Source organism: Iodobacter sp. (assembly GCF_025352645.1).
GTDB lineage: Bacteria > Pseudomonadota > Gammaproteobacteria > Burkholderiales > Chitinibacteraceae > Iodobacter.
Window position 1 is genome coordinate 1 of sequence record NZ_JANXSO010000122.1, and the last position, 20433, is coordinate 20433.

The following is a 20433-nucleotide window of genomic DNA, read 5'->3' on the forward strand; positions in this document are numbered from 1 at the left end:
TTCAGTCACTGATATTTTAAATGCCGACGGCAGCAAAACCACAGGTCGCCCAACGGCAGCCAATGAAATCGGCTCCAGCAAAGAAGTGCCTCTGTCCGATACCCTGCAAACGCTCGCCACCGATAAAAACGGCATCGACCCGGAAGGCATCGTGGTCGATAAAAATGGTGATTTATGGATTTGCGATGAATACGGCCCCTTCCTGATCCGCCTCGATCCAAAAACCGGTAAGATTTTAGAAAAACTTTACCCCGGTGCAGGTGGCCTACCTGCCGTACTCGCCAATCGCCAACCTAACCGTGGTTTTGAAGGCATTGCCATTACGCCAAACGGCAAGATCTACGGCGCGATCCAAAGCAATTTGGAAATCACCGACAGTAAAAATAATAAATCAAGCAAGGCGCTGTTTACCCGTATCACCGAATACGATCCGGTTAGCAAAGCCACCCGCATGTTTGCCTACCCAATTGATGCCAACTACGCCAAAAGTAAGGAGCTAAAAATTGGCGATCTGCTGGCGATATCTGACACGCGCTTTCTGCTGATTGAGCAAGGCATCCAAAAAGACGGCCTGATGCATCGCAGTATTTATCTGATCGATATCAGCAGCGCCACCGATCTAAGCGGCAAATTATTGGCTGATAAACGCGAACTAGAATTTGGCTCCGCCAGTGATTTAGCCGCCGTGCAAATGGTAAAACGCAGCAAGCTATTTGATTACGATGTGGCGAGCTTTGGCTATCTGGCCGAGAAATCAGAGGGCTTAACCATGATCGATGGCAAAACCATCGCCATCGTGAATGACAATGACTTTGATATCAAAGCCAGCCTGCAAGACGCCAAGGGCAAAACTGCCACCGATTGCGTGATTAGCGATGGCAAATTAAGTGGCTGCAAAATTGACGGCGTAGCGGCCGCCGCCGATGCGGTGAAATTCAACATTAGCCGAGGCGATCCAACGCAAGCTCCTTCTCGTTTATGGCTATTTAAACTACCTAAAGATATTAAGGAATACAGCGTTAATTAATTGGCGCATGGTGTGTATATCCAAATGCGGCAGCAATGCCGCATTTGGCATAAAAAGGTATAAACAACATTATCCATCACTTATAAATAAGCACACAAAGCTTGTTAATCGTTGATTATTTATAAGAAGACGCATAATGCACCGCTATAAACAAAACGCTTTTACCCTGATCGAACTTATGGTTGTGGTCGCGATTATTGGCATTCTGGCTGCCATTGCTTTCCCCTCATACAGCAGCTTTATTCTGAGATCTCATCGCACGGATGCCTATGTTAGCCTAAGCAAGCTGCTGCAAACACAGGAAAAATATCGTGCGAATAACACATCTTATGGAACGATTAGCCAGCTGGGGCTAGGCGCGGATAGCGGTTATTTAAGCGAAAACGGCTACTACCGCATCACCCTTCTTCCTAGTATTGGCAGCAATGGTTTTGTTGCACAGGCAACAGCACAGGGAGCACAAACAAAAGATAGTGAATGCAAAGTGATTGAGCTAATGCTCAATAACGCCAACACCATTCAAACCCCAAGCAAATGCTGGGCCAAATAAAGCGTTGCGTTTTATATAAAAGAGCCATTCTCCATACAAGGATGTAACTCAATTGACTGCCGGCAATTAAATATTAGCCCCTTTGCAAAGATCCCCCCTTAAGGAGCTCAACAAAGCGCCTCATCCATGATGTCTTGCGCCATTTCGCCCAGCCGGACTAAAGCCTGGATATAGCTTTCATCCAAAGGCTGGCAACAGGATAAACGCAGCGCCGAGGTATGGCGGCCGCTGGGGGAATACAGCGGGCCGGGCGAGATGCTGATCTTCTCTGCGATAGCGCGGTGAAATAATTTAACGCTATCGCAGCTGGCTGGCAGCTCCACCCAGAATAAAAACCCACCAGCAGGCTGAGTGGCGCTGGTGCCCTGCGGAAAATGCTCGGCGATCAATGCGCGTACTTTATCCACCTGAATGGCGTAGCGGCGCTTGAGCTGGCGCAGATGATGATCGTAACCGCCCGATTCTAAAAACAAGCCCAGCGTTTCGCTCAGCACCAAAGATTCGGCTACGGAATAAGAGAATTTAAGCTTACGAATCTGCTCGGTAAAACGCCCGCCCTCTACCCAGCCAATTCTAAAATCAGGGGCCAGCGTCTTGGTGTAACTGGCGCAAATTAACACCCAACCTTCTTCATCAAACGCTTTTACCGCTGGGGAAAAGGCTTCAGCAAATTGTAATTCGGCGTAAAGCGCGTCTTCGATCAAGGGGACTTCATAACGCTTTAACAGGCCAGCCAGCCGCCGCTTGTTTTCCAGCGGCATGCTGCAGCCCAGGGGATTGTGCACATTGGGCATGGCCACGATGGCCTGCAACTGGCCATCAACCAACAATTGCTCAAGCGCATCGAGTGACATGCCCGTTTGCGGATCAGTCGGTATTTCAACCGCCTTTAAACCTAAGCTGCTGAACAGCGGCAACAAATTAAAGTAGGTAGGCGATTCAATCCCCACGGCATCGCCATGCACACAGATAGCACGTAGCGATAATTGCAAAGCCTCCATACAACCATGAGTCAGCACGATGTTTTCAGCCTGCAATGACATCCCCAGCTCTACGCTGCGGCGGGCAATTTGGGTGCGTAATCGCTCTGATCCGGGCGGCAAAGCATAGCTACTGACCATGCCCGGATTCTGCCTGAGCACCTGCCCCATGATTCGCGCTAGCTTATTGCTGGGGTAAAAATCGCCGCCCTTGGGGCAGGCTAAGGCCAGATTGATATAGCCCGGCGTTTGCTGGGCCAATAAAGCCGCGCCGATTAAATCCAGCACTTCACCAGCGGGGCCTTGAGCCGAGCTAGGCGCTGCGCCTACTTTGCCTGTTGGCAGCATAGGCAAATGGCTGCGCACGTAATAGCCAGATTGTGGCCTAGCCACCACTAGGCCACGGTCTTCCAGCATTCGATAGGCGGTGAGTACCGTATTCAAAGACAGCCTGCGGCTTTGTGCCGTTTTACGTACCGATGGCAATCTGGAGCCAGGCGGTAAAGAACCGTGGCTGATCGCCAGCGCAAAATCATTGGCCAACTGCTGATAAAGCGTATCTATTTGCATCACTAGGCTCTGTTGACGTTTCATTCACAATTGCGTGCAAGGGCTGTTCCGCGCTCAGCGATGGGGCTGTAACAATCCGATGCTGGTGGCTGAGGGCGATCACTTTGTCTTTCGCCGCAGTAATTAGCGGCTTCACCGGAAGCGGCTTTGCTCACCTTGTTTAACATGTGCTGCATTTTTTCGCGATTTATGACGCTTTATCGGAGGAGTTTATGCTTTATCACAAGGGCATAAACAATGTGGCGAGCCTGCGTATATTGCGGCTCTTTCCTCCAAAGGCACGCTTAATAGGGCTGCGCGCGCCATCGCTAGGTTGTAGGCTGACCACCAGCGAGTACCGTATTCAGCGCAAAGTCATCCCCCAACTACAAGATAAAACCTATCCATTTTGGATAATACCGCAATGTCTAAATTGTACCCATAAAAATTAGCAGGTAATGACACTGTAACCTTTATGACGAAGCTTTTATGATGAATTGTTATCTATACAGAGCCAAGTCTATGTTTAACCCCGCCTTATTGAGTTATGTCTCGCTGATGTCCGTCACCCCCGGCCCTAATAACCTGATGCTAGCGGCTTCTGGCGGCAATTTTGGCTTTCGCCGCAGCATTCCGCATTTATTTGGCATTAGCATTGGCCACGGCATTCAGGTGTTTATCGTTGGCGTACTTCTGGCTTGGGTGATGAGCAGTATTAATACAGTACGCCCCATTTTAGGCGTATTTGGCTGCGCTTATTTATTGTGGCTATCGTGGAAAATATGGAAAGCCGCATCGCCTGAGGGCAAAGAAGCCGCTAAACCCATGAGCTTTTTAGCCGCAGCGCTATTTCAGTGGATTAACCCCAAAGCATGGGTGATGGTGATCAACACCGTAATTCTGTTTTTGCCTGCCGAGCAAAATAGCATGCTCGCCGCAGCGGGCTTAGCCGTTTTATGCGCTTTGATTAATTTACCCTGCATCTGTATTTGGGCATGGCTGGGCGATGCTTTACGCCAGCATTTGCTCGTTCCCAAAAAATTAAAGCTATTTAATGGCACGATGGCAGGGTTAATGGCCATTACCGCATTATTTTTATTACAAGGTGAATTGGCTTTATTAGCTTAGGGAAAGAAATATAAAACGTAAAATCGCAGCAGCTTCTGCAAGCCTTTAATTTTACTTTAGAGGGTATCAGCCGGGAGTGCGAAATCAAAGAGGGTAAATATATCTCACTGATGAATTATTCATTTCTTAGCCATGAATTAAAAAACAACAGGCCATAAGATGAGCATCTGTTTAGAAACACCAAGATTAATCCTTAAGTCTCTCACCGAAGCAGATAGAGGTTTTTTCACCCAACTTTATCAACATCCAGAAACAATGAAATATGTAGGCGACCCTATATCTGCCGATGAAATAAATGAAAAATTTAATAGCCGCCTAGCAGCTTGGAATAAACACAGCGTGCACCGGCTATGCTTGGTTATTTTTGATAAAGCCAATCACACTCCCGTTGGGGTAACTGGCTTTATGGCCAAATGGCTGCCTTATCAGCAGGCCGAAGTGGGCTATTTATTGCACCCAAGCCAGCAAGGTAAAGGCTATGGCAAAGAATCCTTGCAAGCCGTACTGCAATTTGCCTTTAATGACTGTTTACTCCACAAAATCACCGCCACAGTGACCGAAGGAAATATCGCCTCAAGCAAACTATTAGAAAATTCAGGCTTTATACAAGAAGGCAGGATCAGGGATAACTTTAAATTAAATCAGCAATGGCACAATGATTTAATTTATGGATTATTAAATTCTGATTTTTTACCGGCATTCACTAAGAATTAATCATATGAAATCTGCAATCTGTCTTTTTACATTCGCCTTATCAGCCTGTGGCGGTGGTGGCAGCGATCCGGTAACACCCGCAGCCCCCCTTAGCAGCAGCGAATATCTGGCCTACCACTATGCCGCCAGCGATACGCAGGCGATCTATTGCAAAGCTTAGTGATGCGGGTGCCAGCATCAGCAGCCCTATTATTCCCAAAGGCAGCTTTAGCTATGATGCCAATGGCCAATACAGCTGGGGTGAGGGCTTAAGCGGCGGCAGCGCGGTGTATCGTCTGCCGGAAAACCCACACCTGCCCTTTGCCGCCATGCTTTGCGAGCCAGGGCTGGGAGGCGTCAAAGATAAAAAAGGCACCTATGTTTTAATCGCCACCAATGCCAGCAAAGTGAGCTCGGCTATTGAGCTTGCGGGGCAACGCTTTGAAACCAGCGTGAGCGATTGCCAAGATGACAGCCAAATTGAGCATTTAAGTTTTGATGCTCAGGGCAATATGAGCCGCACAACGTTTCACTACCCCAATAGCTCGGACGTGACGGTGATCTATTCGCCTGCAGATTTTCAACAAATGCAAACAGGGTTGGACATCCTTGGCTATCGCACCAGATTACAAGCCTTTAAGCTAATTGCCGAAGGTAAAACACGCTATATCATGGTTGAACAAAATAAATCGCTGAGTGGTAATGGCAAAGATTCTATTTATTTATGGAAACAATAATATGCAAATTTTAGCGATTACCCCCAATGAATACCCTGAGCTATTAAGCGTTTGGGAATCATCGGTACGGGCCACGCATGATTTTTTATCTGAAGACGATATTCAATTTTATAAATCAAAAATGCTGAGCGATTTCTTCCCAGCAGTCTCATTACAATGCGCAAAAGATAATCAGACAAAGATATGCGGTTTTATTGGCTTAAGCGAGGACAATATTGATATGCTGTTTATTGCTCCTGAGCATAGAGGACTGGGAATAGGCAGTATGCTTTTAAATGATGCCATCACTCATCATCAGGCAAGCAAAGTGGATGTAAATGAACAAAACACCCAAGCGATTCGTTTTTATGAGCGCATGGGTTTTAAAATCATCAGTCGCTCTGAGCTTGATGGCATGGGCAAGCGATTCCCCATTTTGCATATGCAGCTTTCCGCATAAAAGGCCCAATCAATAAAACAGGCAAGAGCCCCGCCAGTGCGTTCATATTAAGCCTGTCTGCTTAAAGCATCTTCAATCTCAGGAGCAGCTTTAACCGCTCCTGAGATTGAAGATGCTATGTGCGTAAAACACCGCACATCAGTCTTTCTGATTCCCCCCATCAAAAAACACACACGCCTTATGCATCACCTTCTGATGAAAACTACATAGAAACCCTCACATCAGCCTTTTTGATTCTCCCCATCAAAAAACACGATTAGCCTTGTAAAAGGTGCGCTGATACTCTGGGTTTGATCCGATTTATCTGACTATCTCTGCAAGAAGGAAGCCTAAATGAGCAGCATTGATTCCGTACTTAAGGAAACCCGTCTGTTTCCCCCTTCCGACGATTTCCGCACCAAGGCCAATGTATCCGGCATGGAGGGCTATCACACCCTTTGTGAGAAAGCGAATAGCGATTACCAAGGCTTTTGGGGTGATTTGGGCCGCGAGTTAGTCAGCTGGAGAAAGCCTTTTAGCAAGGTGTTGGATGAATCAAACGCGCCGTTTTTTAAGTGGTTTGAAGACGGCGAAATGAATGTCTCTTACAACTGCTTAGATCGCCACCTAGAAAGCCGTGCCAACAAAGTAGCGATTATTTTTGAAGCCGACGATGGCTCAGTCTCCCGCGTGACTTACCGCGAGCTGTATCACCGCGTTTGCCAATTCGCCAATGGCTTAAAGAGCCTTGGCGTGGTCAAGGGTGATCGTGTGGTGATTTACATGCCACACAGCATCGAAGCCGTCATCGCCATGCAAGCTTGCGCACGGATTGGTGCCATCCACTCAGTAGTCTTTGGTGGCTTCTCTGCTGGTGCACTGCGCGATCGCATTCAAGATGCAACGGCCAAAATTGTGATTACCGCCAATGAATCGGTACGCGGCGGCAAAGCGACCCCGCTGAAAGCCATGACTGACGAAGCTTTAGGTCTTGGCAATTGTGAATCTGTCGAAAAAGTGATTGTTTTCCAACGCACCGGCACCAAGCCCGATCATTGGAGCGAAAGCAATAACGTTTGGTGGCATCAGCTGGTGAAAGGCCAGCTGGATGTATGCGAGCCAGAATGGATGAATGCAGAAGATCCACTCTTTGTGCTGTATACATCTGGCTCCACAGGCAAGCCTAAGGGTATTCAACACTCCAGCGCGGGCTATTTCTTGGGTACGCAAGTATCAATGAAATGGGTGTTCGATTACAAAGAAGACGATGTTTACTGGTGCACCGCCGATGTGGGCTGGATTACTGGCCACAGCTATATTACTTACGGCCCGCTGGGTATTGGCGCGACGCAAGTGGTATTTGAAGGCGTGCCCACTTACCCCGATGCTGGCCGCTTCTGGGCGATGATCGAAAAACATCAGGTCACCACCTTTTACACCGCGCCTACCGCCATCCGCTCGCTGATTAAACTGGGCGGCGATCTACCTAAGCAATACGATTTATCCAGCCTGCGCCTCTTGGGCACCGTGGGTGAGCCAATTAATCCTGATGCGTGGATGTGGTATCACGAGACCATCGGTGGCGGCCGTTGCCCAATTGTGGATACTTGGTGGCAGACCGAAACCGGCTCCAATATGGTCGCCCCATTGCCAGGCGCAGTCGCCACAAAACCGGGCTCTTGCACCCTGCCGTTGCCGGGTATTATGACGGCGATTGTGGACGAATCTGGCGCGCCGGTAGAGCCAGGCAAGGGCGGATCGCTGGTGATTACTCGCCCCTTCCCATCCTTGGTTCGCACCATTTATAACGATGCAGCGCGCTTTAAGAGCACTTACTTCCCAGATGAATTTAACGGCAAGTACTACCTTGCTGGTGATTCGGCGCATTACGACGAGCACGGCTATATCTGGATTATGGGCCGCATCGACGACGTGCTGAATGTATCTGGCCACCGCCTTGGCACCATGGAAATTGAATCGGCTCTGGCCGCCAACCCACTGGTCGCAGAAGCCGCCGTAGTAGGCAGACCGCACGAAATCAAGGGCGAATCAGTCGTGGCCTTTGTGGTGCTCAAGGGCGATCGCCCTGAAGGCGAAGCAGGCAAGCTGATAGCCAAGCAGCTACGCGAATGGGTTGCCCACGAGATTGGCAAAATTGCTCAGCCGGATGAAATCCGCTTTGGCGACAATCTACCTAAAACCCGCTCCGGTAAAATCATGCGCCGCCTGCTCAGAAATATCGCCAAGGGTGAAGAAATCACTCAAGATATTTCCACACTAGAAAACCCAGCAATCCTAGAACAACTGCGCCACAGCGCGCTGTAAACGGCGAGTACTTATAAAAACCGCTTACTAAGAACTGCGTCACGGCAGCTTTTAAGGCCCCGAATCAGATTCGGGGCCTTTTTTTTAAGCAAAAATAGATGACCACTTGCAAGCTCTAATCCCCTTCAGATTCTAAGGTGACCATAAGCGCTGCGCATTGCACCAGCAATCGAAAACAGATCAATCAGCAGCAAGCTAAAAGCATGATGATTTACACCCGCCATTGCCCATCGATATAGACATTTTCATCGCCTAAATACACGCCCGTTGCCGCAACAAAGACATCGATATGAAAACGTGTGTCTTTGCGTTTAAATTGCGGCTTGTTGTAGCTGCCGTGCTTAGCGCCGAGCGATAGATGAATGCCGCATTGCCGCTCAAAAGTGCCGATATCGCTCACGGTTCGGTCCTGGCTAAAGGCACGGTTGAGGCCCAAGCCCAATTCACGCACCCACACTTCGCCTTCAACCGCGCGGATTTTAGCCAGCACTTCATCAAAATACGGCGTGCTGTTTTCCACCCCAATCACACAGCCTTGCTCAACAATCAAAGTAATCGGCAGGGCAGGAAAATTGCAATGAAAGCTAGTATCCCCAAACACAAAAATATCGGCGCGCCCGCTCAGCTGGGTTAAATCACGCGCCTCGGTAAACACCTCGCCAATCGGAAACTGCCCGCCAATATGCTTCATTTGGCGGTAATCGCCGACATTCAACTTGGCACCCTCAAGTGGCCCAGCATAGATCAGCTCATGGCCCTCGCCGCTGCTGATGCGCGCATGCGCTGCCACATTAATCCGCTCCTGCAAGGCCGCGCCCGTACCGCGATAATAGTCGGCATCGTAAGCCAGCGATTCGATATACAAAGGCGCTTCATCCGCCACCATGCGCGCCAGATGCACATGCTCGATCACTTTTAACTCTTGATTAAACAACTGCACCCGCAAGCGATAAGCATCAAGGCGAAAATGCGTCGACTGAATCAACACCACCAAAGCCCCCGCAGGCTGAGCATGAAACGCCGCCATCACCGCATCATTATCAACGCTGCTGATTTCAATCACTTGCGCGCTAGGCAAAGCCAGCTGATAGCTATCGGATAACAGCTGCGCCAAGGGGCATTCAACATCGTAAACAATCAAAGCCGCGTCATCGCTGCGATGACCAATCGCCACGCTGACAATATCGCGCACATGAGCAGCAGCCGTAGCGCGGTGCTGAGCATTCAATTCGCAGTAATGGGGGGTATTTATCATTGGGAGTGCTTCTGTGCGTGATTCAACAATGGCGACAGTTTAATGGATACGCCGCAGGGCAGCGAATGCAAAGCAAAATGAGGAATAGGATATGGCACGAAATAACTTCCGAAAATGCCTCCTTAATAAGATCGTCATTCCCGAGTGTTCCCATCGGGAATCCAGTACCTCTGCTGGATCCCCGATAAATACATTCGGGGATGACGTATAGGTCAATTGGGGAATGAATACGAAAAGGCCTTAGCTCCTTATCCATCAACAAGCGCGTCCTTATTAACGCTTAACTGCTACAATAGTTAATAACAAACATCTTATTAATGCTTATGCGTCCCTCTGATCTTCACCCACTGCTCCGTAAAACAGCAGTCCCCGTGCCAAACCACTCGGGCACAGTCGCTGTTATTCCGCCTGCAATCGATATTGAAGTGCCGTTCAAAGACTGCGATACGCTCAGTGCCATCGCTCGGCTTGAATTAGACCGGCTTAAATCAGCACTTGCCGATTTCTCCGGCGCAGCAAAACTGATGTATGCGCTCAATCGCCGCGAAGCCGTCGACAGTAGCCAGATTGAAGGCACTCGCACACAGTTTAGCGAGCTGCTTTTATACGAATTAGATGCCATACACGACATAGCCAGCACAGACGATGCCTTAACCACACTGAACTATGTTTCAGCTTACGCTCTTGGTGTTGAGCAAATAACTCAGCAAGGCCAAGACGGCTTCACTGATGGGTTGATCTTAGCTTTGCACCGACAACTACTTAATGGCCATCCACGCACCACGCCAGGGGAGTATCGCAGGGTGCAAAACTGGATTGGTGGCATGAAAATAGAAAATGCCATTTATATCCCGCCACCTGCCGAACAGGTTCCCCAATTAATGACATCGCTGATGCGCTTTATGGCGAATCCATTTAATGAGCAAGTTAGAGCACCTGCTCTTTTTCGCCGAGCAACCATTGCCCACGCCTATTTCGAGGGTATCCATCCTTTTTTGGATGGCAATGGCCGCGTGGGCCGCTTATTACTTCCCCTGCTATTTTTGGCCGATCAAGAGCCGCCTATTCACTTAGCCAGCTTTCTAAAAATTCGCCAGCTTGATTATGTATTGGCATTAGAAAGCGCACAAAAACGCCTCGACTATTCACCATGGGCCAAATTATTTCTTGAATGCGTGATTGCTAGTTGCCGCCATACACAAAATCTAATTAGCCAATTTAGCCAATTACAAACCGAATGGGAAATCGCATTAAAAGGACTTCGCAGTGATTCGGTCGTGCACAAAATAATGCCCTTATTACTAGGCCAACCCGTACTTACCGTAAAATCCATAGCCCAGCAGCTTGACGTATCGTTTGTACGCGCCAATAAAGCGATTGATGTGCTACTTGAATTAGATATCCTCCGCTTAGCAATGCCAGAACGACAAAGAAACCGAGTCTTCCACGCCCATGCTGTTTTAAATTTACTGGTTTCTGGTTTAGATCATGCGCTATTAGATGCTAGAAAAAGTGCAGAGAGGTTTTAATTTAAATAAACATATAGGATTGATCAATTTATAATATAGCACGTGTAGTTTGGGCATGCTTTATCTGGCCAATGCATCTCAGTGAATAAAAATATTGGGCTGATAAAGCTTTAGCCCTATAGGCATCAAATTAAACTTTTGTCATGGAACGAATCGGTTTTTATAGGGTGTACAACGACGTAGTCGTTGCGCACCGAAGGGCGGTGCGCAAGAAAAACAACTTGCACACCTTATGAAAAGCAGCGTTTTTACTATGTTTTTGTCTTAACTTGATGCACATAAGGCTGATAAAGCTTTAGCCCAAGCTACATTGATTAGAACAATTTACTGAAGGTCAACACGGTAAAAAAACAGGCAAAAGCAAGCCAAACCAATGCAGTAATACGGAGAACAATCGTCACCGCCTTAGACCAATGGAACTGAAATGCCATGTAATTCAGAAGTAACATAATAGGCACAACAAACCCCTCATATTTTCCTTGAAGTGATTCCCAAACTGGCCAAAGAAAAGATACAAGAATAAAGACAAAAAGGCCGTTGCGAAAACGGACGTTCCGAATTATTGGCTCAGCCAATAAGTGCCGCATAATAAAACTGTGCATGAACCTACCCATTAAATTAACAATATTTTTAATTAATAAAATTAACCGTTGTTAATTAAAAATACATACTATAAATAAACTCTTTGGCTGATAAAACTTTATCCAAACTTACCATGCTGAATTTACAATTTACAAATTAACCGGTAATTTACCGAACCAAGGGGGTTAATCGTGACATCAAAGCCAATTCTTGTAGCACCTCTGGAATGTCAATGCTATTAGATTCAAATTTATATATTGTTCCATTATTTGTTGCTACATTCAACAAGTATTGAATACCCCCCACTTTCTTTTTATCTTTATTTTTTCTTAGAATAATGTTCACCACACCAGCCATCAACAGAAACAAAGCACCGCCAATATAGTGGCCCTGAGAACTAGATTCAGTATTTACCCCAATTATTGGTTGATCTACCCACACTGAATAAATGTCGGCCAGTTCAATCCTTATGGAGTCAATTTCAATATATTCTTTTGCCATAACGAACCTATATGTAATTAATGAAATTGGCCTGGAGCCTTATTACCCTGATGCCATACAGCAGTGAGTCTCAATAAAACTGAAAACTGGGGTCAGACCACAGTTCATTCAGTTAGAAAACATTAACCATGGTTTACCTTGCTTGCTTATTGCAAAACCTAGGCAAAGTAATTTTAACGGCAACATTACTCCAAGTTTACTCTTTGCAACTAAAAAACCAAAAGATTAAATCAAATTGCTTGCTGATTGTTTACACGCTTACTTGCATTCGAAACAGATTAACCTAGGCACACCCTCCCATCCCCGCACAATGAATTGTGCCTCCAACAAACCACTCCACACAAACCCACAACCTTCCCCTACCTATTAGCCCTCAAACCATTAAAGCGGACGAGCGTTCTATTGGGTAGAATAAGCATACTTCGCCTCGTCAACACAGGATCTTGCCCATGTTTGTCGATTACCCCGGCAGCCCCTATCGCCTGTTTCAGCCATTTGCGCCTGCGGGCGATCAGCCGACGGCCATTGCTCAGCTGCTTGAAGGGCTGGATGATGGTTTGCAGTATCAAACCCTGCTTGGGGTAACAGGCTCGGGTAAGACTTATACGATGGCCAATGTGATTGCCCAATCGGGGCGGCCGGCTATTTTGATGGCGCCGAATAAGACGCTGGCGGCGCAGCTTTACTCGGAGATGCGTGAATTCTTTCCGCAAAATGCCGTTGAATATTTCGTGTCTTACTACGACTACTACCAGCCCGAAGCTTATGTGCCCAGCCGCGATTTATTTATCGAGAAAGATTCGGCGATTAATGAGCATATCGAGCAGATGCGACTCTCTGCCACTAAGGCGATTTTAGAGCGGCCGGATTGTATTATTGTGGCCACCGTTAGCGCGATTTACGGGATTGGCGATCCTAGCTCCTACCATAAGATGATTTTGCATCTGAAAGAAGGCGAGCGCGTTGCCCAGCGCGATATGATTAAACGCCTGACTGCCATGCAATACGATAGAAACGACACCGATTTTAGCCGTGGCTGTTTTCGGGTGCGCGGCGATGTGATTGATATCTTCCCCGCCGAATCGGCCGAATTGGCGCTGCGGGTGAATTTATTTGATGATGAATTAGAAACGCTGCAATTATTCGATCCGCTTACAGGACACATCAAACAGCGTGTGGGCCGCTTTACGGTGTTCCCTAGCAGCCATTACGTTACCCCGCGTGAAAAAGTGCTAGAAGCCATCGAAACCATCAAGGCTGAGCTGACTGATAGGCTGGCATTTTATTACAAAGAACACAAACTCGTCGAAGCGCAGCGGTTGGAGCAGCGCACCCGTTTTGATTTAGAAATGCTGATTGAAATGGGCTTTTGTAAGGGCATTGAAAACTACTCGCGGCATTTCTCTGGCAAGCCTGCAGGCTCTGCTCCGCCGACGCTGATCAACTATATGCCGCCCAATTCGATCATGATTATCGACGAAAGCCACGTCACCATCCCGCAAATTGGCGCGATGTATAAGGGCGATCGATCACGTAAGGAAAATCTGGTCGATTATGGCTTTCGTATGCCCTCCGCGCTCGATAACCGGCCGCTGAAATTTGAAGAGTTCGAGCAGCTGATGCCGCAAACGGTGTTTGTCTCCGCCACGCCATCGGATTACGAAGCCAAGCATCAGGGCCAAGTGGTGGAGCAAGTGGTGCGGCCAACCGGCTTGGTCGATCCGCTGATTGAGGTGCGCCCTGTTGGCACGCAGGTGGATGATTTGCTCTCAGAGATTCGCTTACGCACCGATATTGGCGAGCGGGTGCTGGTCACCACGCTGACCAAACGCATGAGCGAGCAGCTGACTGATTATTTAAGCGAGCACGGCGTAAAAGTGCGCTATTTGCATTCCGATATTGATACCGTAGAGCGAGTGGAAATCCTGCGCGATTTGCGCCTTGGCGTATTTGATGTGCTGATCGGGATTAACTTATTACGCGAAGGCTTGGATATCCCTGAGGTGTCCTTGGTGGCGATTTTAGACGCCGATAAAGAAGGCTTTTTAAGATCAGAGCGCAGCTTAATTCAAACCATCGGCCGCGCCGCGCGTAATTTAAATGGTAAAGCCATTCTTTACGCCGATCGAATTACCAAGTCGATGGAAAAAGCCATTAGCGAAACAGAGCGCCGCCGTGCCAAACAAACCGCATTTAATCTGGCCAATGGCATTACGCCGCGCAGCGTCGTTAAACGTATTAAAGATATGATTGATGGCGTATATAACGAGGAAGAAGCCGTAGCCGCAAGATTAGAAATGAAGCGGCAAAAAATGCTCAATGAATTTGACGAAAAATCCCTCGCTAAAGAATTGAAACGCCTCGAAAAAGAAATGATAGACGCGGCCAAAAATCTAGAATTTGAAAAAGCCGCCCAATTGCGCGATCAGCTAAAAATGCTGAGGGATCAGGTGTTTGGGAATTGATTTTAGTTTTATCTAAACCTAACTCTTGAAACACGGAGTTTCACGGGGAAAATCCAACGGGGGCCAGTGCAAATACTGGATCCCCCGGTGCGAGAATAACGAAACCTAGCCATTATTCATTAAATAAATCAGCATGCGATCCCGTGCGCACAAAGATAATCACATTGGCTTCGAGCTGATAAATTAATAGAAAATCGCCACCGATATGGCACTCGCGATAATTGGCCCAATCTCCCTTTAGCGGGTGATCAAGCCATTCTGGCCCCAGCGGGGCATCGTTAGCGATCAAAAGCAGCATGGCTTCTTTAAGCCGATTCATGTCATAGCGACCTGAACGTGATAAGCGCTCCCAATCTTTAAGGAAAGATTTTACGTAATCTGATGCTCTAGGCAGGGGCGCGCGTTTACTTGTCGCTGTTCGTTTCAATGTCATCAAACAATTCATTGGCAGTTGCAAAACGGCCTTGGCGAGCAGCCATCATGGCCCGAGACTCTTCCATTGCGGCACGCGTTTGAGCATTAGGCACTTTTAGCTCTAATGGAAACGCTTGGTCTGCCACCACGCGATGCAAAAAAAGCCGCACAGCATCAGACATCGACATCCCCAGCGCTGCCAGAGTCTGAGTTGCCTGTGCTTTAGTCTCGTCATCAATTCGAACATGAAGCATTGAAGTATGTGTAGTCATGATTTGACCTCCTGATGGTTTATCATGTATCTCAGATGAGATACAGTCAAGTTGGCTCTTTTATCCTAGGAACAAATTAGGAGCAGTGCATCGCCTTCCTTCTGCAGCGGCCTTCTTGTTTTATTACTGCTTAAAAACCTTATCAATTAATATAATCCACTATACATTTGTATTCATTTAGCATGTATTTTTAGTAATTTTATTGATCACGCAAAGGAAGAATATGCAAAAGGTATTACTTTCAATGGCACTGGCCAGCGCCAGCCTACTAGCCCACGCAGCTAGCGATCAATTTGAGTGGCTGGAAGACGTCGGTGGTAAAAAATCATTAGATTGGGTGAAGGCGCAGAATGCCACCAGCCGTAGCATGCTAGAAAAAGAAGCAAGTTTTGCTCCGCTTAAAAATGATGTGCTGGATATTCTTAATTCTAAAGAACGCATTGCCTATGTAAATAAAATGGGTGGCTATTTTTATAATTTCTGGCGCGATGGCGAGCATCCACGCGGAGTTTGGCGACGCACAACTTTAGCCAGCTATAAAACGGCCAATCCAGAATGGGAAACCGTATTAGATTTAGATGCATTAGCCAAGGACGAAAATGCCAATTGGGTTTATAAGGGCGCTGAATGCCGCTATCCAGAATATGATCGCTGCTTAATTAGCCTTTCTAAAGGCGGTGCCGATGCGGTGGAAACCCGCGAATTCGATTTAAATCAAAAAGCCTTTGTTAAAGATGGCTTTAGCCTACCAGAGGCTAAATCAGAAATCAGTTGGCAAGGTAAAGACGCCATCTTTGTTGCCACCGATTTTGGTAAAGACAGCCAAACTGATTCGGGCTATCCACGTATTGTTAAGCTTTGGCAGCGCGGCACACCACTGGCTAGCGCCAAGACGATTTTTGAAGGGCAAAAAACCGATATTAGTGTTTCGGCGCTTGTGGCAGAAGAACCTGGCTTTCGCCGCGAAATCATCCGCCGTGGCGTCACGTTTTACACCAATGAAACTTATCTAAGAAGCGGCGATAAACTCAGCCGCATAGCGATTCCGGACGACGCCAACGTGCAGTTTTTTGGTGCTCAGCTCCTAGTTACAGTAAAAGCTGCGTGGACGATAGGCGATAAGACTTGGCCAAGCGGCAGCCTGCTGGCGATTAATTTTGATGCTTTCCAAGCCGGTAAACGAGATTTTACGCCGCTGTTTACGCCTAGCCTAAGCACCTCGCTTAACGGGCTAACTGCCACTAAAAACTATCTGCTGATCGAATCACTAGATAATGTAAAAGGCCGCCTCACCGAATGGCGCTTTAAAGATGGGCAGTGGGCGCAACGCAGCGTCAATGCACCCGCGTTTGGCAGTATTGGTGCCACGGCGATTGATGCCGATTCAAGCGATGATTATTTCTTTACCCATGCCGATTTTCTGACGCCAGATTCGCTTTACCTTGCTAAAGCAGGCAGCGATGAGCGCGAGCTGCTTAAACAACGCCCCGCTTTTTTTGACGCCAGCAAAATGGAAATCGCACAAAACCAAGCCGTTTCTAAAGATGGCACCCATGTGCCCTACTTTATTGTTAAGCCTAAAAACTTAAAACTCGATGCCAATACCCCAACACTGCTGTATGGCTATGGCGGCTTTGAGGTGAGCCTTACCCCTTATTATTCAGCGGGTGTTGGCAAGGCTTGGCTAGAAAAAGGCGGCGTGTATGTGCTGGCCAATATTCGTGGTGGTGGTGAATTTGGCCCACGCTGGCATTTAGCCGCACTCAAAGAAAACCGTCAGAAAGCTTACGATGATTTCATTGCCGTAGCAGAAGACCTCGTTAGCAAGAAAATCACCCAGCCTAAAAAACTCGGCATTATGGGCGGCAGTAATGGTGGATTATTGATGGGTGTGATGATGACACAGCGCCCCGATCTATTCGGTGCCGTGGTTTGCCAAGTGCCGCTACTGGATATGCGCCGCTTTAATAAGCTGCTGGCAGGCGCATCGTGGATGGGAGAATACGGCAATCCGGATGTACCCGCCGAGTGGGATTACATCAGCAAATATTCGCCTTATCAAAATATCAAAGTCAAAACTCAATACCCAAATATCCTCTTCACCACCTCCACCCGAGATGATCGCGTTCACCCAGGGCATGCACGCAAAATGATGGCGAAAATGCAAAGCATGGGGGTGAAATCGGCGTGGTATTTTGAAAACATGGAAGGCGGCCACGCAGGTGCGGCCGATAATAAGCAAAAAGCCGACATGACCGCGCTGGAATACAGCTTTTTGTGGAAGATGCTGAAGTAATAATAGCTAAGGGTGGGTGCGTTATTACGCCCACCCTCAGCTAATAAATACTAAGCCATGATATTTTGCAGAAAGCTACTGCACACATACTCTTGATTTACCCGCTCGCTTGGCCTCGTACATTGCTGCATCGGCGGTATTCACTAATTGGTCAGGTGTTTTTTCGGTGCCGAGCAAATAAAGAGTAATACCAATACTGGCACTGACATGTGCAGTGTTTTGGCCAAGTAAGATAGGCTCCTGAATACGCAACAGCAGCTTTTCTGCTAATACACACGCATCCTGAACACCTCCACTTAAAAGCTCTAAAATCAGCGTAAATTCATCTCCAGCCAAGCGTACAACCGTATCGGTGTCGCGCACACTTTCACGCAAGCGCTGGGCAATTGCGCATAAAACGGCATCGCCCGCTTCATGCCCATACGTGTCATTCACCGCTTTAAAGCCATCTAAATCAAGAAATACAATAGCCAGAGGAACACGTAGACGATTTGCCCTTGAGATCGCTTGTGGAATCAGCTCAAACAGCGTTCGCCGATTAGGTAGCCCAGTAAGCAAATCATGCCTTGCCTCGTGCTCACGCTTTAATTCGGCCTGTTTGCGCTCAGTAATATCATGCAAAAAAGCACTAAAAATAACTTGCCCATCAAGATGTAAGGCACGAATTCTGACCTCTGTAGGTAGCACACTCCCATCGCGCCGTAAGGCGGGTAGCTCTAGCCGCTGATTAAGCACCTTGTGCTCACCAGCAATATGATAATGCTTCATCCCTGCTCGATGTGCCTCGCGCATTTCTGGGGGGATAATCAATTCATCTAAGGCGCAGCCAATGGCCTCTGATGCGCTCCAGCCAAAAGTCTGCTCGGCCTGGTGATTCCACTCAATGATGACACCCGCCTGATCTGTGCATACATAAGCATCATTAGCATTTTCAATCACCATGCTTAATTCTGCTTCGCGTTTACGCAATGCTTGATCTGATTGCTGCTGCTGAGCAATGGCTGAAGAAAGCTTTGCATTAGCCTCTTGTAAATCATGAGTGCGGGCCAACACACGCTCTTCCAAAGAAAGCTGTAAGGCCACAAGCGATGCTTCTGCCTCTTTCTTTGCCTGTATGTCCTTAATAACCGACACAAAATAATCAAGCTCACCCGTCTGGCCCACATACTTGGTCACCACTAGCTGCACCCATACCGTGCTGCCGTTTTTACAGATATAACGCTTTTCAAGCTGATAACGATCAATTTTATCAGCCACTAGCTGCTGTAATAGGTTGAGATCGCTATCAAGATCATCTGGATAAGTAATGTCCTGAAATGTAAGCTGGAATAATTCAGCCTTGCTATAGCCAACGATCTGGCAAAGCGCATCATTCACACTAATCCAACCACCATCTGGTGCAACCAAGGCAATACCCACTCCGGCTCGCTCAAATACCGTACGGAATCGTGCCTCAATAGCCTGAATTTTTTTCTGTGAATAATTCATCTGGCTGCGTGCAAGTAACACGGCCTCACGCATTTGCACTTCTTTATTAATCAAATCGGCAAGAGCCACCAAAATACTCACTTCATCTTTAGTGAGGACACGGGGTTTTGAATCAATCGCACAGAGCGTACCAAGCGCCAAACCGCCAGCGCTTCGAATCGGCATGCCTGCATAAAAACGAATATTAGGCTGGCCAGTCACTAGCGGATTATCCGCAAAGCGCTCGTCTTGCGTGGCATCCTGCACAAGCATAGGGCCTCTATTCATAATGCTATGGGCGCAAAAAGCGAATTCACGCGGCGTTTCTGTGGCATCTAGCCCCACTCGGGATTTAAACCATTGCCGGTTCTCATCAACCAAAGAAACCAAGGCAATAGGCACTTGCAGGATTTGAGAAACCAAACGCGTAATCAGATCAAAAGCAGGCTCTGCTTCGGTATCAAGCAGCCCCAGCGCGTGCAAAAGATGCAAGCGCTCGGTTTCATCAGGGGGAATAGGAGGCTGGGTCATAAAGGGCAATATTCAATAGGGCTGATACCACTATAGCTACTGCCAAGCAATTCAGAAAATACTTCGTGCTGGTTTGAATTTACGTTTTTCAAGCACAAAAAAAACCACCTTCTGCAAGGTGGCTTATTTGATTCATAACGGCGATTAAGCGCGTTTTTTAAATTCGTTGAAGCGTGTGTCGATTTCGATTTTGTCGCCGATTTCAATAAATGCCGCAACTGGCAATTCAAAGCCATTCACCAGACGGGCTGGCTTCATTACTTTGCCTGAAGTATCGCCGCGAACTGCTGGCTCGGTGTAAACCACTTCACGCACGATGGTTGTAGGCATTTCAACCGAAATAGCCTTACCGTCGTAGAAGGTTACATCGCAAACATCTTGCATGCCGTCTTCGATAAAGTTGATGGTATCGCCCAGATTGTCTTTTTCGATTTCGTACTGTTCGAACTCAGTATCCATAAATACATACATTGGATCAGCGAAGTAGGTGTAAGTACATTCTTTGCGATCTAATGTAACTACTTCAAATTTTTCATCCGCTTTGTAAACGTTTTCTGATGCAGAAGTGCCCAGCAAGCTTTTTGCTTTTACTTTTACAACAGAAGAGTTACGGCCAGACTTGCTGTTTTCGGTTTTTTGAACGACCCAAGGTTGACCGTCAACCATGATTACGTTACCAACGCGAACTTCTTGTGCAGTTTTGATTGCCATTGC

Annotated in this window: 18 protein-coding genes; 11 read left to right on the forward strand and 7 right to left on the reverse strand. The window is 47.5% G+C overall.

The window, feature by feature from the left end:
* Both Q0R17_RS13545 and Q0R17_RS13550 read left to right on the forward strand, forming a co-directional pair.
* Positions 1-1027: esterase-like activity of phytase family protein (locus Q0R17_RS13545; protein ID WP_293935826.1), on the forward strand; the 1027-nt coding region annotated here is incomplete at its 5' end.
* 136 nt (positions 1028-1163) lie between these two features.
* Positions 1164-1577, forward strand: coding sequence for a type IV pilin protein (locus Q0R17_RS13550; protein ID WP_293935827.1), 414 nt, complete (start codon positions 1164-1166; stop codon positions 1575-1577).
* 107 nt (positions 1578-1684) lie between these two features.
* On the opposite strand, the gene Q0R17_RS13555 is transcribed toward Q0R17_RS13550, so the two are convergent.
* Positions 1685-3151, reverse strand: coding sequence for a PLP-dependent aminotransferase family protein (locus tag Q0R17_RS13555; RefSeq protein ID WP_293935828.1), 1467 nt, complete (start codon positions 3149-3151; stop codon positions 1685-1687).
* A 477-nt stretch (positions 3152-3628) separates the two neighbouring features.
* On the opposite strand from Q0R17_RS13555, the gene Q0R17_RS13560 reads away from it, so the two are divergent.
* From Q0R17_RS13560 to acs, 6 genes are all read left to right on the forward strand, one after another.
* Entirely contained in the window at positions 3629-4234 is a 606-nt protein-coding gene (locus Q0R17_RS13560) for a LysE family translocator (RefSeq protein ID WP_293935829.1), read from the forward strand.
* 159 nt (positions 4235-4393) lie between these two features.
* Positions 4394-4948, forward strand: a complete 555-nt coding sequence (locus Q0R17_RS13565; protein WP_293935830.1) for a GNAT family N-acetyltransferase — start codon at positions 4394-4396, stop codon at positions 4946-4948.
* 4 nt (positions 4949-4952) lie between these two features.
* A complete protein-coding gene (locus Q0R17_RS13570) occupies positions 4953-5108 on the forward strand; it encodes a hypothetical protein (protein WP_293935831.1) in 156 nt (51 codons plus the stop codon).
* Positions 5068-5664: a hypothetical protein gene (locus Q0R17_RS13575; RefSeq protein ID WP_293935832.1), complete on the forward strand. Its 597-nt coding sequence runs from the start codon at positions 5068-5070 to the stop codon at positions 5662-5664. Before Q0R17_RS13570 ends, Q0R17_RS13575 begins: the two co-directional genes overlap by 41 nt.
* 1 nt (position 5665) lies before the next feature.
* Positions 5666-6103 carry an acetyltransferase gene (locus Q0R17_RS13580; protein WP_293935833.1) on the forward strand — a complete coding sequence of 146 codons (438 nt, stop codon included), beginning with the start codon at positions 5666-5668 and terminating at the stop codon, positions 6101-6103.
* A gap of 333 nt (positions 6104-6436) precedes the next feature.
* Positions 6437-8407: an acetate--CoA ligase gene (gene acs, locus Q0R17_RS13585; RefSeq protein ID WP_293935834.1), complete on the forward strand. Its 1971-nt coding sequence runs from the start codon at positions 6437-6439 to the stop codon at positions 8405-8407.
* Between the two features lie 211 nt (positions 8408-8618).
* Here acs and Q0R17_RS13590 read toward each other — a convergent pair whose 3' ends face one another.
* The gene (locus Q0R17_RS13590) at positions 8619-9662 is read right to left on the reverse strand and encodes a hypothetical protein (RefSeq protein ID WP_293935835.1); all 1044 of its coding nucleotides are present in this window, start codon (positions 9660-9662) and stop codon (positions 8619-8621) included.
* A gap of 317 nt (positions 9663-9979) precedes the next feature.
* Here Q0R17_RS13590 and Q0R17_RS13595 point away from each other — a divergent pair, with 317 nt between their 5' ends.
* Positions 9980-11191 (forward strand): Fic family protein, encoded by a 1212-nt coding sequence (locus Q0R17_RS13595; RefSeq protein ID WP_293935836.1) that lies wholly within the window; start codon positions 9980-9982, stop codon positions 11189-11191.
* Positions 11192-11941: 750 nt separating this feature from the next.
* Here the strand turns inward: Q0R17_RS13595 and Q0R17_RS13600 are convergent.
* A complete protein-coding gene (locus Q0R17_RS13600) occupies positions 11942-12274 on the reverse strand; it encodes a hypothetical protein (RefSeq protein WP_293935837.1) in 333 nt (110 codons plus the stop codon).
* Positions 12275-12723: 449 nt separating this feature from the next.
* Between Q0R17_RS13600 and uvrB the strand changes: the two genes are divergently transcribed.
* Complete coding sequence (gene uvrB / locus Q0R17_RS13605; protein ID WP_293935838.1) at positions 12724-14739, forward strand: excinuclease ABC subunit UvrB; 2016 nt, start codon at positions 12724-12726, stop codon at positions 14737-14739.
* Between the two features lie 112 nt (positions 14740-14851).
* Here the strand turns inward: uvrB and Q0R17_RS13610 are convergent, their stop codons facing one another.
* Positions 14852-15184 (reverse strand): type II toxin-antitoxin system YafQ family toxin, encoded by a 333-nt coding sequence (locus Q0R17_RS13610; protein ID WP_308446361.1) that lies wholly within the window; start codon positions 15182-15184, stop codon positions 14852-14854.
* Positions 15144-15425 carry a type II toxin-antitoxin system RelB/DinJ family antitoxin gene (locus Q0R17_RS13615; protein ID WP_293935840.1) on the reverse strand — a complete coding sequence of 94 codons (282 nt, stop codon included), beginning with the start codon at positions 15423-15425 and terminating at the stop codon, positions 15144-15146. Before Q0R17_RS13615 ends, Q0R17_RS13610 begins: the two co-directional genes overlap by 41 nt.
* Positions 15426-15648: 223 nt before the next feature.
* Here Q0R17_RS13615 and Q0R17_RS13620 point away from each other — a divergent pair, with 223 nt between their 5' ends.
* Positions 15649-17721 carry a prolyl oligopeptidase family protein gene (locus tag Q0R17_RS13620; protein WP_293935841.1) on the forward strand — a complete coding sequence of 691 codons (2073 nt, stop codon included), beginning with the start codon at positions 15649-15651 and terminating at the stop codon, positions 17719-17721.
* A gap of 75 nt (positions 17722-17796) precedes the next feature.
* Here Q0R17_RS13620 and Q0R17_RS13625 read toward each other — a convergent pair whose 3' ends face one another.
* Together Q0R17_RS13625 and efp are read right to left on the reverse strand one after the other, a co-directional pair.
* The gene (locus tag Q0R17_RS13625) at positions 17797-19719 is read right to left on the reverse strand and encodes a PAS domain S-box protein (RefSeq protein WP_293935842.1); all 1923 of its coding nucleotides are present in this window, start codon (positions 19717-19719) and stop codon (positions 17797-17799) included.
* A gap of 144 nt (positions 19720-19863) precedes the next feature.
* Positions 19864-20424 carry an elongation factor P gene (gene efp, locus Q0R17_RS13630; protein WP_293935843.1) on the reverse strand — a complete coding sequence of 187 codons (561 nt, stop codon included), beginning with the start codon at positions 20422-20424 and terminating at the stop codon, positions 19864-19866.
* Positions 20425-20433: the final 9 nt, after the last annotated feature.